The sequence below is a fragment of the Desulfamplus magnetovallimortis genome (genome assembly GCF_900170035.1).
In the GTDB taxonomy this organism is placed as follows: domain Bacteria; phylum Desulfobacterota; class Desulfobacteria; order Desulfobacterales; family Desulfobacteraceae; genus Desulfamplus; species Desulfamplus magnetovallimortis.
Window position 1 is genome coordinate 98,945 of the sequence record NZ_LT828549.1, and the last position, 14,249, is coordinate 113,193.

A 14,249-nucleotide genomic window follows, 5' to 3' on the forward strand; every position below is an offset into this window, starting at 1 on the left:
TCCAAGATTAACAGGATGAGGCAGGATTATCTATCCTGAACATCTTTTTTATCCTGGGTATCCTGATTCAGACAAATGCAATATCTACTTAAAAAGCAGTAAGATGTCATATGGTTGTTTTTTTATAAGAAAGTCCCCGTATTTTAAGGAGGTATAGGACTTTCATGCTTCGTTGTGGCAGATGGTTCTGCCATGGCCGTTATATTCAAATCAATTAATTGCTTCTCCTGCAAACTGCTCACAAAAACCCACAGCAAGAGCAAATATTATATCCAGAGCCAGGTGGTCAATTATGGTTTTATCGTATAGAAGTTTTGCCTCTGCCGGAAAGTCCTCATCACAGTCCCAGAATAGAAGAGCCACGGGGATTCTCGGTGCAATTATAAACTTGTATGCAGCATCAGCCATTTTAATTGGCGTTCCGTGCATCGCCTCGCATCTTTCTTTGAATTTATCAATTTGTTTGCTGAACTTTTGTGTTACAAGATTTGTTGGAACTTCATGGGGGCCACGGAAAAATGTGCTGCCACCTGGAATATCTTTTTCCGATATCCACTTTTCTGAAAGATTAATCTCCTTTGAAGTCAGAAGATAATGAATTGCGAAAAGGCTGAAATATTCGTGAAGCTCTCCGGCTCTATCTTTATTTTCCTCTTTGCCATTTTCCTTAATCCAGTCAATTTTATATTGCTCTGGATTTATAACGCATTTTTGGTTCCATACAGTTATCTCATAGCATCTCTCCACCTGGTTCCAGGAAGATAATGTCCTTTTGCAGACATCTTCCGGAGACTGCTTTTTCAGGTCATCAAAAAAAATCCTGTCTATCAATTCTGGCATGATCTCTCCAATATGGTTGCTGTTTTCAGTTGAGATACTTTGGTGTTTTTGTTGTCAAACCCTTTCCTGGCATAATCATAAGGGTTGATGTGCCATGGGCAATTAGAGCATTATTTTCATCAAACACGCTGGCTTCCGCATAGCTTATGCTTTTTCCCGAGCGTATGGCTTTGCCTCTGGCTGTGAGTATGCCACTCTTAACTGATTTAAGATAGTTAAGTTTAAGATCAATGTTGACAAGACCTGCACTTTCAGGAATTCTCATAAACACTGACCAGAATGTTGCAGTGTCAATAAGGGTTGCAAGTACACCGCCATGTATTATTCCAAATGCCTGGAGATGGGATTTTTTTATTTCAAGGGAAAGCTCTGCACAATCTATATCAATGGATGTAAGCTGCATGGAAATGTGCTCCGGAAAGGGGCTTGCATCAACCATTTTCAAAAGTTCCTGTATAAACGCGGGGTTTGGCTTTCTGTCTTTTTCGTGGATTCCGGCAATTATTTTTTTGTTGCCGGAATCTTCTATATGAGGCTGATTCATTTTGTTCTCCTGTTCAAGTCTATTGCAGTTTAAGATATAAAGTTATGCGTTAAGAATAACATCTGCGGCAAGATAAGGGAAGTGGGATAAATGCCAAATCAGGGACAAAAAACGTCATTTATACATGAAAGCCTTTGAAAAATAAGTGATTATCAATGAAAAATCTGGAAGGATGGTGAGGGGGGAAGAAAAGGGAATGGTTCAACCTTGATACATGGAGCTGTAAGGTTGAACCATTTTTTATTTCATTTTTTGGCATCTTTGATTTATCGGTTTACACTTTTTTTGAACCATGATTTTCTTGATTACAGGATTACCTTGATTATAATCATGTTAATCCTGTAATCCTTTTAATCATGGTTCAAAATTTTCAGAAAAGTGTAAACTACTTTTGAGTCGATATGAAAGATGTCCATTTTTTTAAGGTTTTGTTTTATAGAGCTTGAATTATTGAGATACAATCATGTTTGGGATCAGTATCCACATCCAACAATCATGTCACCTGCTTGTTTGACAAATGTGTTTTTTTCCTTGCCGTCCCACTGATATTGAACCCATGTTCCTTCGGGCGTGGCTTTTACGACTTCATCATAAATCACCTGAAATTTTGGAGCATTAAGATTTACAATGGCATCTTTTTTGGGATGAACAACAAGTTCACCATCTGCTTTCATCACAAAAATGTATAAAGATTCCGGAGCATTGGCCTGGCATGTGGCATCATCAAATGTACCTGCATCAACAACTGCCGCAACTCCTTTTTCTATTGCATCCCTGTCAGCAGAAAGGGCGGAAGACGGAAGATAAAAACCAAGAAACAATACCATAATGATTAATGCTACTTTTTTCATGACTTTCTCCTTTAATTTGATTTTTTGGGACAAATAAAAACAAAGTGCCGGTTATGGATATGGTTGTTACATATGGATTTTTGAATTGTTATCCTGTTAATAAAAGATGCGAATTGCGGATATTTTCAAAAAATTATGCAACAGCCAATTTCCCTGTGCATGGAACCCTGCAACTTGAATTGCAAACAAGTGATTTGCCTGGGGAGGGAGCAAGTGATTAAGGTCAGGAATTATTGTCGCGGGGTTACTTGTTATGTTTTTTCAGGTAGAACGAAATTGTTGTCGGAGTAGTTGGGATAGAACAGTCTGGAAGCATTTTTGAAAAACTTGCGTCCAAAGAATGAAATACTATAGTTTGAAAGAAATTGCTTGTCAAGAGTGTTTTTTAAATTGATATGTGTTATTTTTTATTAACAGCCATGGAAGCACATCTGCCATTTACGTTATTTGGAAAGGTTAAAAAATGAAACCATTAAATAATGAGTCAGCTTCAGAATCATGCAATGAGCGGGATGACACATGCAATAAACAGAATGATACATGCAATAAACAGGATGATACATGCAATCAACAGGATGATACATGCAATGAGCAGGATGATAAATACGATGCGTTTTTAGAGTTTGACTCACTGGTGTTTGATAATAAATTTATTCGTGATCTCCCGGGAGATCCGGAAATCGTCAATTTTCGCCGCCAGGTTAAATCTGCCTGCTTTTCCCGTGTAAAACCCAAAAAAGCTGCAAATCCTGAATTAGTGGCATACTCAAAAGAGGCTGCTTTGCTTCTGGGGCTTTCGGAGAAAAGTTGCCGTTCCACTCTTTTTACAGATGTTTTTTCCGGAAACAGGCTCCTGTCTGGAATGGAACCCTATGCCACCTGTTATGGTGGACATCAGTTTGGCAATTGGGCAGGACAGCTTGGGGATGGTCGGGCAATAAACCTTGGCGAAATTATTGGAAACAGTGCGAAAAAGGGATCAGGCAATGGAACAAATCGCTGGGTTATTCAGCTCAAGGGGGCAGGGCCTACGCCATATTCCCGCAATGCCGACGGCCTTGCTGTGCTACGATCTTCCCTGAGAGAATTTTTGTGCAGTGAGGCCATGCATCATCTTGGCATACCCACCACCAGGGCATTAAGCCTTATTCTCACAGGAGATACTGTTATAAGAGATATGTTTTATGATGGTCATCCAAAGGAGGAACAGGGCGCTGTGGTTTGCAGACTTGCTCCTTCATTCACAAGGTTCGGTAATTTTGAAATACATGCATCCCGTGGTGAGACAGAGATTTTGCGAAAGCTTGTTGATTATACAATCATGGTTGACTTTCCAGAAATTGTTTCAGGTAGAAGCGACTCTCCGGAAATTGGTGCAGAGAGAAGAGATTTTTCGGAATCGGAAGTTGATGCATCAAGAGAATATTTTAGCGGAACCGATGCCGGGAGGAAAGGGTTTACCAATACCCCGAAATCTCTTTATACAAAAGCTCTTTATATTGAGTGGTTTAATGATGTTTGCCGCAGAACAGCCGACCTGATTGCACAGTGGATGGGCGTTGGATTTGTACATGGAGTGATGAACACCGACAACATGTCCATTCTTGGGCTTACCATTGATTATGGTCCATATGGCTGGCTGGACAACTATGACCCGGACTGGACACCTAATACCACAGATGCCCAGGGGCGCCGTTATAGATTCGGGAATCAAATGAATATTGCCCAATGGAACCTTGCACAGCTTGCCAATGCAATCTATCCCCTTATAGGAGAGGTTGAACCCCTTGAAAAAGCAATCTATGCCTACTCCTCATGGTTTGAGAAGAGCTGGCAGAAGATGGTGGCAGCAAAACTGGGATTTAAAAAATATGAATCATCTGATGATATGGCATTATTCAGGGATCTTTTTGGGATCCTGTCACTTGTTGAAACAGACATGACTATATTTTTCAGAAAACTCGGAGATTATCAACCGGGATCTGGCTTTTCCACTTTCATGGATGCTTATTATGCTCCTGAGCAGTTGACAGCAGATTACAAAGATCGTCTTGAACATTGGCTTGCCTCCTATGCCGGCCGTATTTCCAGGGATGATTTGGAGCATGATGAGCGGCGTCGCCGGATGAATTGTGCCAATCCCAAATATGTACTGAGAAACTATCTTGCCCAGATGGCCATTGATAAAGCTGAGGGTGGCGATTTTTCCATGGTACACAAACTTCTTGAAGTGTTGCGAAATCCTTTTAGCGAACAACCTGAAAACGAAATTTTTGCAGTAAAAAGACCGGAATGGGCACGCCACAGGCCAGGCTGTTCAATGTTGTCATGTAGTTCATGAATATCAAAATTTTATAACGTACATGGCGGATCACCGTTACAATCGAATAAATGAAAGTCGTTTTAAAACAGCTTATTACGGAGACTTTCATATACCCCCCCCATGTTTGCTGACGCATTACAACTAAACATGAAAGTCGTTATATATCAGCATTTTATGGAGAATTTCTAATAAATGTCTATTCTGAAAGCAGTTTTCTTATTGTCGCATCAAGTTCTTTGATATCAACAGGTTTCATGACAAATGCCCCAATTCCCATTGCCAATGCTCTCTCTTCATCAATTCTCAGGCTGTAGCCTGTGCAGAGAATAATTGGAAGGTCATGCCGGATTTTAAGCATCTCCCTTGCAAGTTGTCCTCCTGTGAGGTCAGGCATGGTCTGGTCTGTAATTACAAGGTCAAAAATACTGGGTTTTGCCCTGAACATTGCAAGAGCATCAATACTGCTTGTTGTTGATGTAACCTGGTAGCCGATCCGTTCAAGCAGTAACTGAATGGTCTCTGCCATATCTTCCTGATCATCAACAACAAGTATGTGCTCATTGCCCCCCTCTATTGGTTTAACTGTTTCTATCTGCCGGTTTATCTCTGTTGGAATTCCTGGAAAAAAAAGATTAAACTTGCTGCCCTTGCCGGGAATGCTTTCAACTGTAATTATGCCTTCATGGTTTTTTACAATGCCCATTACCACGGAAAGCCCCATTCCGGAACCTTTTCCAACAGCTTTTGTTGTGAAATAAGGATCAAATATCTTTTCAAGATGCTCTGGCTGGATGCCGGCACCGTTGTCAGATATTGAAAGTTTGACATAAATGCCAGGTTTAGAGTGTAGCTCAGGGGGTAGTACTTTTTCCGGCACAAAATCGTGATTATATATTTTTATGTCCCTGTTTTCCGGCAAGATTTCGTGATTGTCTGTTTTTGGGTTTGTACTTTCCAGCAAAAATTCATGATGTTCTGTTTTCATACCTGTGTCAATGGTTTTAAGCTCAACATGAAGCATACCCCCCTTCTCATTTGCCTCCATTGACTGGGCAGCATTGGTACAAAGGTTCATGATGACCTGGTGGAGCTGGGTGGCATCTGCCAGAATTGTTGTATTTTCTGTTGAAATGCTTTTGCGGATTTCAATGTTTGCAGGGATTGTTGCCCTTAAAAGCTGAAGAGCCTCTTTTATAAGGATTGAAATCTCAAGAGGAGCACGTTTTTGAGGTCCCTTGCGGCTGAATGTCAAAATGTGCTTTACAAGATCTCTTGCACGGTTTCCGGCTTTTACTATCTGTTCAATCTGGTATGTTGCAGTTTCCTGACCTTCAACTTCAAACCTTGCCATCTCGGCATATCCAAGCACCGCACCGAGAATATTATTAAAGTCATGGGCAATGCCTCCGGCAAGGGTTCCGATTGCTTCCATCTTGTGGGCCTGACGTAGCTGCTCCTCCAGGCGTCTTCTCTCTTCCATGTCCTTTTTAAGAGCCTTTTCCCTGGATTTGACAGCCTCTGTCATGATGTTGAAGTTTTTTGCAAGTGTGTTGATTTCCCTGTAGCTTTCAGTCTCGATGGAGTGGTTGTAATCACCTCTTGCAATTTTAACTGTGCTCTCTAAAAGCATTGTCAATGGTATCATTGCATTTCTTGCAATAACAAGGGCTGCAATCACAGCAAGTAAAATGGCTGTTGCCGTTCCTGCAAAAATAATATTCCTGATCTGCATGAGGGGCGAAAGCGCCTCTTTTGCAGGTTGAAAAACACACACAAGCCAGCCTGTCACAGGAACAATATCAACACTTCCCATCCATTCAACAGAGTTAACTGTATAGCGTAACGTGCCCCTTTTCCCTTCAAGCCCCAAGGCAACAACAGGCAGGTGTTTAAGATTTTGTTGCTCTGCAATGTTAACTGTTTCAGGATGTGCTATGACGGTGCCGTTCCTGTCAACCATTGCAGCATATCCGGTTCCTCCTATTCTGATCCTGTCGCTGATGTTTTTCAGATATGAAAGTGTAAGATGGGCGACAATCACGCCTTTTTCAAGGGGATAACTCAGGGATATGGTTGGCTGGCCTGTCTGAACTGCTATGTATGGAGATGACCATGTAGGTTTTTTTCCCTTTGAAACAGTTTTGAAAAAAGGCTGGCTGGAGAGATCAATTCCTGCATAATCTTCGTTGTACGGTGCAATATGCCTGACAATACCTTTAGTGTCGAGAATTCTGATGGAGCTGAAAAAAGGGTATGTCCTGCAAATGGATGCAAGATAGCGGTTCTTTTGGCCGTTGGGTATAAAACCCTCATTGTCAATCATCTCTTGGGCATGTTGAAGAATGGCAAGTGGCTCTTTAAGGGAGCGTGAAACTTCGCCTGCAATTGATGTTGCAATGGCATGGTTCTTGTCGAGAATATCCCTTTCCATTTTTTGGGACATTATCTCAAGGGAGATAAATCCTGTTACAATAATTGGAAGCGTGGCAATTATTAATAAACTTAATGTAAGGGTTTTCTGGAGGCTTGGCTCTTTTCCTGGAAAAAAGAGGAGCGGAGATAAACCTGAATTATTATGTGCCTTCATGGCATTATGGTGTCCACTATTGCAAATGAGCCGTCATTGACAGTAACAATAAACTGGGATCTTGAAGCATCTCCATATTTATCAAGGCTGATTTCTCCCTGTAATCCCTGGTGGGTGGAATGGTCAAGCAGTATTTGCTTAAGGTCGCTCTTTCCGTCCCATCCATCAAGAATATTGAAAAGGAAAGTTGCGGCTTCATAGCTGCACATTGATGCAAAATTGGGTTCTATCATGAATCGTTCACGGTAACTCTCCCTGAAAGTCAGATATGGAAGATGTCTGCTGTTCTGGTTGAATACCTGCGGGAATATTATTCCTTCAACCGATGAACCACCCTGATGGATAAGCTCGTTGGTTCCTGCCCATCCACTTGAAAGAATTGGAATATCCGGAGTTGTCTTTCGGATCTGCTGACAGAACATGGCTGTATGAAGGGCCCCTGAAATAATCAGGATGCTGTCGGGCTGAAAGTTCATCAATTGACCGGCAATTTCAAGATATGAGAATTTTTCCTTTGCATGGAAGGTCACAGAAACTGCAACAGTGCCACCCAATTGTTCAAATAAAGTCCTGAAATTGTCTGCCCATCCCTGGGTAAAACCTCTGTTGGAAAGATCATACAGACATGCAACCCGTCTGAGGTTAAGTTTGTTAAAGGCATGTTTTGCCATAATTTCCGACTGAATCCTGTCAGGAGATGTTACCCTGAAAAAGTAGTCATCCTTTCCGGAAAGCTCGTTTGTGGTTGAGGTGGGGCTTAACATGATTATTTTGTTTTTGTTTGCAACCGGCAGTGCTGCAATTGACATTGAGCTTGTGACATGCCCGATTATGGCTACAACCCCTTCAGCAATAAGCTCTCTGTCAACCCTGATGGCAGTTTCCGGAGTGTTGGCGTCATCCTTGACTATAAGCTCAATTTTTCTGCCATTAATGCCGCCTGCTCTGTTTATCTCTTCCACAGCAAGTGTGACGGCATTTCTTCCGGCAATACCAAGGTCAGCAAGCTGCCCTGTAATGCAGCCGGAAAAGCCTATTTTTAATGGTGGTGGCTCTTTTTCACATGCAGGGGAGAATAGAAGTGCAAATATCGAAAAGAACACTGGGAACAGCCGGTTAATAAAGTGGGGTGCGGGTTCTATTTTTTTTGATAACATTTTTTATCCTGTGCTGGAGGCATGATCCTTGATCAGGGCATTGATACACTTGACAATACGCCTGTCATTTGACTGCCAGTAAATATAATCATCCCATGCCTGAACATGCCAGTTAATCGTTTTCATATATCAGTCCATGTGCCTCGTATTTGCCTGCCCTGATATCTTTTACAGCCCTGTCAAGGCGTTCGCTGTAAATTTGTGATTTTGCAAGATAGGCAGTTTCCCTGTAGAGAGTCATCATTTTGGGGCCTCATTATATTCTGTATGAAAGATGCAGAGTGTAATTTTTACAGTTGTCAAAGTGAAATATATAAACTAATATCCAGTAAAAGATACTGATAATAAACTATTTTTAATTCACTTTGCCTGTTAAAAATAATAGCACAGATATCCTGTTATTTCAAACCCGAAGAGCTTTTCAAAAGCAGAAAGAGCTATTTAAAAACATCGCATATCAAAGTAGAGAAAGGTGGATTCCATGGATATGGAATGTTTAAAAAAAGAGATTCTTAAGCGTCTCGATCCTCTTGAACCAGAAGCCATTATTATCTTTGGAAGCCATGCCTGGGGAAATCCCGGCAATGATAGTGATCTTGATATTTATGTTGTTACTAATGATGATTTTATTCCTCAGAATTATAAGGAAAAAAAAGAGATCACATTGAAAGTGTCCAGGGCAATAAGGGATTTGCAAAGACATATTCCAATTGATATTATGACACATACAAAGAAAATGCACCAAAAATTTGTTGAAATGAACACTCTTTTCAGTCAGTCAATCATGCAAAAAGGAATCAGGCTTAAATGAATCAGAATAATGCCAAGGAATGGCTTGAAGCTGCTAAACTTGATCTGGAAAGCATCAAAAAAATGTTTCAAAATATATTACTTTTAATAGATTTTGCTCCTGAATAGTATCGTCTATATTTGAACATTCACTGAGAAAAAAAAGAGCAACCTATGGGAAAGACAGTCGTCATTCAGAGTACGCAGACTCAAGTTAATGCACCTCAACGCATTGAAATCGCACAACTATATCGGCAGGACAATCACCCCGAACAAATACAAGATATCCGACAACTGTTTAAAAATTATTTAATCAAACTTAACTCTGAAGATCCCATGAAATATAAAGCACTTGACCTATCTCTGATTTATCCTGAAAAGGATTCTGTAAAAGATCTTTTAGAGCAGGTGGACGATCTCAAAAAATGCTTAGATAGTTTCCGTCCCCTCAATCCGGCACAGTTGGAGAATTTGGAACATGCCTTTGATATTCAATACACCCATGAAAGCACCAAGATTGAAGGTAACTCGTTGACTTTGTCAGAAACCGCCCTGGTTATCGAAAAAGGGATCACCGTCAAGGGTAAACCCTTAAAAGACCACATCGAAGTCCTGAACCACCAGAAAGCACTGGAATACATTAAATCCATTGCCGTTCCAGAATACGAGCTAACTCAAGATGATTTGCTGAAAATCCATAATCTAATTCTGCAAGGGATCGACCATCATAATGCCGGAAAATACCGTAGCCAACGGGTGATTATTTCAGGTAGTCGACATATTCCCCCAAATCCACTCAAGGTTTATGATTTAATGCAACTCTATTTTGAAGAGTACACGCAGGAGCGAAACGATCTTCACCCTGTTTTACTGGCAGCCAGAATGCACGAAAGATTGGTCAGAATCCATCCTTTTATCGACGGAAACGGTAGAACCGCCCGTTTGATAATGAATTTGATCCTGATTCAAAATGGATATCCAATCGCCAATATACTGGGAGAAACAGAAAAAAAAGACGCTTACTGTGATGCCCTGGAAAAATCCCATATGGAAGGCAAATCCGAAGATTTCCAAAAGATAATTTTAAACGAGGTGAAACAAGCCTTTTTCAATTACCTGGATATGGTGGCAGATCCGGATGTAGAAGAAGGCAAGGGGACATATTTCTTTAAAAAGATAAAACCTTTTCTAATCACTTAATGTAGTTTGCCAGATATGATTTTTGTAGTTGTAAGTTGTTAGAATCAGGATATCCAGGATAGACAAGATAAATAAGGATAGCCAATCTTATTCATCCCGGCCATCCTGATTGAGACTGCATCACGTAAAATTAAAATATATCTCTCTCCTTTGTTAAGGTAATTAATATGGAACAAATTAAAGAATTTAATAGTTGGGTAACATATGGAAAAGTTGCAGGAAATCGCATTTCAGTTGATTTACCTGAAGAGCTTGATGCTCAAGAAGTCCAGATTATTATAATACCAACAAGAGCCGTCCACTGTTCAGATAAAGACGAATGGAAAAAAGATTTTCAGTCAATTTCCAGGTGGAATATTTCAGAGGAAGATATCAGGATGAAATCATGGCCAATACCAGAGTATTAACAGATACTTCTATCATTATAGACTTTCTTAGAAAGAGCAATAAAATCAACTCCTCGCTTTGGAAAATTCGAGAAAAAAGCGAATGTTGCATGTTGAAAGAATCAATGATGTGTTTTTATTGAATATTTGAATTGGAATTGTAACAGTGTGTTATTAGATTTTTGAACCATGAAGAATACTCAAAATCGACATCTTGATGGCTTTTTTTTGGTAGTGATTGCATTTGTCTGAATCAGGATAACCAAGATTAACAGGATGTTCAGGATAAAAAATCCTGATTTATCCTGAATATCCTGGGCATACTGATTCAGACAGCATCACGCAAAATCAAATAATAAAAATAAATCTGTCCCCTTTTTTTCGCCGGGTATTCAAAAAAGGGCGCACTCAAATTTTTTTCACTTGTAAGAGAAACCAATGAAAGGAGAAAAAAGACCATGAAACACCTCTCAAAAAAACTTTTAACCGCAATTTTGACTCTATTATGCAGTATGGCACCTGCAGTTGCCGGAGATTACACAAGCCTTCCCGACACCGGCATTGAAACCTGCTATGACGGTGATGGCTATGAAATTGTATGCCCATCACCAGGAGAACCCTTCTACGGCCAGGATGCCCAGTATGACAGCTCCAAAATGGCATTTGAGGATAACGGGGACGGCACGGTTACGGATCTCAATACCGGCCTTATGTGGCAGCAGAGAGACGACGGCACAGAAAAGACATGGCAGGCTGCTTGCGATTACTGCGACTCTCTGGGGCTTGCCGGATATACGGACTGGAGAATTCCTGACAGGCGGGAGCTTTTTTCTATTGTGGATTTGGGGAGGTATAATCCGGCTATTGATACTGATTATTTTTTTGATACTAAAGGTGACGTGTACTGGTCGGGCAGTACGTACGCCGTTTACACTGATTACGCGTGGGGCGTGAATTTCACCAGTGGCAGTGTTAGCTACTTCAGTAAGACCTATGATGACTACGTTCGGTGTGTTCGTTCGGGATCATAATTTGATAATTTGGACATTTGGTTCATTTGGTTATTTGAAAATTTAAAAAACGAAAATTTAACGATAATGGCACACTACGAGCACCTTCCAATTTTTAAAAAAATGCTGGATTTGAGCGTGCATATAGAGAATATTGCGTCTCATTTTTCCAGGAATCACAGATATACCCTGGGCAGTGAATTGCGGAGCATGTGTCATGAAGCCCTTTCCCTCATTGTGGAGGCCAACTCCACAAGAGAGAGAGTACCGCAACTCATAAAGCTCAGACTTCTGCTTGAGAGGATAAAGATTCATCTGATAATTGCAAGGGAGGTAAAGGCATTTAATCAGAAACGTTCCTTTCTCACAGCAACGGAACTGGTGGTCAATGTGAGCCGGCAGAACGAGGGGTGGTTAAAGAGTGTCCAGTCTCGACCCTCAAAAGGGAGATGACGGTCACAGAAGCCGGAATCATTATTCTGAGGAGTAATGAGCGAGCTTGATTTATGATGCGTCCATCCCGCCTTTTTTCATGTGAAAAGGGCATGGTGCATACAGTAAATGGTACCGGGCATGCCCCGGATCCATTTATGGTGGGCTGATGATTCAGCATAAAAGTGGATGGACAACTTTTTGCCCGTGTACTGGTCGGGCAGTACGAACGCCAATAACACTGATAACGCGTGGAACGTGAATTTCAACAATGGCAATGTTAACAACAACAATAAGACCAATGATAACTACGTTCGGTGTGTTCGTTCGGGAGCATGAATATCTGTGATAACACATGAAATAAAAGGGCAGATACCCCTTTTTTCTCTGGAAAATTTGTATGATGCCTATCTCAAGTGCAGGAAGAACAAGCGCAATACCATAAATGCGTTGAGGTTCGAGATAGCTTTTCCGGACAATCTCATTAATCTTTATGATGAGTTGAGCAGTGGCACATACCACCCCTCTACCTCCATATGCTTTGTGCAGAAAAAGCCCAAGCTGCGGGAAATTTTTGCAGCAGATTTCAGGGATCGGGTGATTCACCATCTGTTGGTGGGTCATCTTGAACCAAAATTTGAACGAATTTTTATTCATGACTCATACTCCTGCCGCAAGAACAGGGGGATTCATGGTGCAGTGAGCCGCCTGCAATCCTTTGTGAATAGGGTGACGGGCAATGGCTGCCGCCCTGCATGGTACCTGAAAGAGGATATCCGGGGCTTCTTCATGAACATTGATCAGGAGATCCTTTACAGTATCATCTGCCGTCATTTTAAGCATAAGGATGTACTGGATCTGTCCCGCAGGATTATTTTTGCCAGATGTATTGATGATTATCACTTCAAGGGAAGGCGTTCCCTTCTAAATAAAATTCCGCCTCACAAGACACTGTTCAAGGTAGGTAAAGGCAAGGGACTTCCAATTGGCAATCTTACCTCCCAATTTTTTGCCAATGTATATCTCAACGATCTGGATCAGTTTGTCAAACATGAGCTGAAGTGTCGCTACTACATCCGTTACTGCGATGATTTTATTCTTTTGTCAGATAACCCTGGTCAACTTGAGAAATGGCATGGAAAGATTGAATCATTTCTGAATGAGCGCCTGAAGCTTGAGCTTAATCCTTCACAGATGAAACTGAAACCGGTCTCCTCAGGTATTGATTTTCTGGGATACATTGTCCGCAGGAGATACCTGCTGGTTCGTCGCCGTGTGGTCAATAATTTCAAGGAGCGGATTCGATATTTTGATACAACGCTATCCATGAGGGATCGTGATGCGAAGAGAGTCCGGTGGCAATTTCCTCCGGATGAGGTTGAACTCTTCAGATCAACGGTTGCTTCGTATATGGGGCATCTTAAATGGGCAAACTCGTTTACTCTGAAGCGAATGCTGTTTGTAAAATATCCTGTCCTGCGTGCCTGTTTCATGCTCAATGGATATGAACTCATCCCCAGATATATCCCCTTCGATGGAATGAGAAAGTTCAGGCGTTCATATAACTGGTGGATTCCGGAGCCTGATAATAGACCTTGCAGTCAACATGTTGTCAGATACCCACTGTGGGTGTGTGGAAAAAATACTCGTGTGCTGGTGTTTTTTCAGGTAGGCTGTTTTTATGAATTCTATAATACTCATGGAAAGATTGCCCATGAAGTGCTGAACCTGAAATTGATGAAAGGGCTTCACAGGTTTCAGGTGGGCTGCGGATTTCATAAAAGGTTTCTTTCCCGATATATTGGCATGGCTTTGCAAAACGGGTATCATGTGGCCATTGTCCGGCAGTACAGACGGCTGGATGGCACAGTTTTCAGGAGAATGACAGCACTTTTCAGGGCAGATGAGCCTCTGAAGGTACTTGAGCATAAGTCCAGGAAAAGAGTACAGACAGAGTTGCCATTTTGGGAATGAGTATGAGATGCGATAGATAATCCTGGTCATCCTGATTCAGACAAAAGAACAGAGAGCTTGCAAATATTGATTTTTGTGGTTGCATTTGTAGGTTGTCAGAATCAGGATACCCAGGATAGACAAGATAAATCAGGATAGCCAATCTTGTTCATCCCA

At 41.2% G+C, this 14,249-nt stretch carries 15 protein-coding genes; 8 read left to right on the plus strand and 7 right to left on the minus strand.

The genetic code is table 11. From position 1 onward, the window contains the following. Positions 1-210 precede the first annotated feature (210 nt). The 3 genes from MTBBW1_RS16350 to MTBBW1_RS16360 form a co-directional block, all read right to left on the minus strand. Positions 211-840, minus strand: a complete 630-nt coding sequence (locus MTBBW1_RS16350) for a DUF3786 domain-containing protein (protein ID WP_080804920.1) — start codon at positions 838-840, stop codon at positions 211-213. Positions 841-865: 25 nt separating this feature from the next. Continuing rightward, entirely contained in the window at positions 866-1,384 is a 519-nt protein-coding gene (locus tag MTBBW1_RS16355; protein ID WP_080804922.1) for a PaaI family thioesterase, read from the minus strand. A 473-nt stretch (positions 1,385-1,857) separates the two neighbouring features. Further along, positions 1,858-2,235: a hypothetical protein gene (locus MTBBW1_RS16360; protein WP_080804924.1), complete on the minus strand. Its 378-nt coding sequence runs from the start codon at positions 2,233-2,235 to the stop codon at positions 1,858-1,860. 463 nt (positions 2,236-2,698) lie between these two features. Between MTBBW1_RS16360 and MTBBW1_RS16365 the strand changes: the two genes are divergently transcribed. Continuing rightward, positions 2,699-4,576: a protein adenylyltransferase SelO gene (locus MTBBW1_RS16365; RefSeq protein WP_080804926.1), complete on the plus strand. Its 1,878-nt coding sequence runs from the start codon at positions 2,699-2,701 to the stop codon at positions 4,574-4,576. A 178-nt stretch (positions 4,577-4,754) separates the two neighbouring features. Here MTBBW1_RS16365 and MTBBW1_RS16370 read toward each other — a convergent pair whose 3' ends face one another. From MTBBW1_RS16370 to MTBBW1_RS30000, 4 genes are read right to left on the minus strand one after another with little or no spacing between them, the layout of a single operon-like run. Further along, the gene (locus MTBBW1_RS16370) at positions 4,755-7,145 is read right to left on the minus strand and encodes a cache domain-containing protein (protein WP_080804928.1); all 2,391 of its coding nucleotides are present in this window, start codon (positions 7,143-7,145) and stop codon (positions 4,755-4,757) included. After that, positions 7,142-8,302: an ABC transporter substrate-binding protein gene (locus MTBBW1_RS16375; RefSeq protein WP_080804930.1), complete on the minus strand. Its 1,161-nt coding sequence runs from the start codon at positions 8,300-8,302 to the stop codon at positions 7,142-7,144. The genes MTBBW1_RS16370 and MTBBW1_RS16375 overlap by 4 nt, the downstream gene beginning before the upstream one ends. A gap of 3 nt (positions 8,303-8,305) precedes the next feature. Further along, positions 8,306-8,428 carry a type II toxin-antitoxin system YoeB family toxin gene (locus MTBBW1_RS16380; RefSeq protein ID WP_080804932.1) on the minus strand — a complete coding sequence of 41 codons (123 nt, stop codon included), beginning with the start codon at positions 8,426-8,428 and terminating at the stop codon, positions 8,306-8,308. Next, positions 8,415-8,546 (minus strand): hypothetical protein, encoded by a 132-nt coding sequence (locus MTBBW1_RS30000; RefSeq protein WP_281255650.1) that lies wholly within the window; start codon positions 8,544-8,546, stop codon positions 8,415-8,417. The genes MTBBW1_RS16380 and MTBBW1_RS30000 overlap by 14 nt, the downstream gene beginning before the upstream one ends. Before the next feature lie 237 nt (positions 8,547-8,783). On the opposite strand from MTBBW1_RS30000, the gene MTBBW1_RS16385 reads away from it, so the two are divergent. The 7 genes from MTBBW1_RS16385 to MTBBW1_RS16415 all read left to right on the plus strand — a co-directional run bounded on the left by MTBBW1_RS16385 (position 8,784) and on the right by MTBBW1_RS16415 (position 14,093). Continuing rightward, positions 8,784-9,113: a nucleotidyltransferase domain-containing protein gene (locus tag MTBBW1_RS16385; protein ID WP_080804934.1), complete on the plus strand. Its 330-nt coding sequence runs from the start codon at positions 8,784-8,786 to the stop codon at positions 9,111-9,113. 152 nt (positions 9,114-9,265) lie between these two features. After that, positions 9,266-10,291, plus strand: coding sequence for a Fic family protein (locus MTBBW1_RS16390; protein WP_087881785.1), 1,026 nt, complete (start codon positions 9,266-9,268; stop codon positions 10,289-10,291). Positions 10,292-10,458: 167 nt separating this feature from the next. After that, the gene (locus MTBBW1_RS16395; protein WP_080804936.1) at positions 10,459-10,698 is read left to right on the plus strand and encodes a hypothetical protein; all 240 of its coding nucleotides are present in this window, start codon (positions 10,459-10,461) and stop codon (positions 10,696-10,698) included. 437 nt (positions 10,699-11,135) lie between these two features. Further along, on the plus strand, positions 11,136-11,708 hold the full coding sequence (locus tag MTBBW1_RS16400; RefSeq protein WP_080804938.1) for an Lcl C-terminal domain-containing protein: 573 nt from the start codon (positions 11,136-11,138) through the stop codon (positions 11,706-11,708). Between the two features lie 102 nt (positions 11,709-11,810). After that, positions 11,811-12,140: a four helix bundle protein gene (locus MTBBW1_RS16405; RefSeq protein ID WP_425430017.1), complete on the plus strand. Its 330-nt coding sequence runs from the start codon at positions 11,811-11,813 to the stop codon at positions 12,138-12,140. Between the two features lie 168 nt (positions 12,141-12,308). Then, a complete protein-coding gene (locus tag MTBBW1_RS30405) occupies positions 12,309-12,458 on the plus strand; it encodes an Lcl domain-containing protein (protein ID WP_080804944.1) in 150 nt (49 codons plus the stop codon). Between the two features lie 6 nt (positions 12,459-12,464). After that, positions 12,465-14,093 carry a reverse transcriptase domain-containing protein gene (locus MTBBW1_RS16415; protein ID WP_080804946.1) on the plus strand — a complete coding sequence of 543 codons (1,629 nt, stop codon included), beginning with the start codon at positions 12,465-12,467 and terminating at the stop codon, positions 14,091-14,093. Positions 14,094-14,249: the final 156 nt, after the last annotated feature.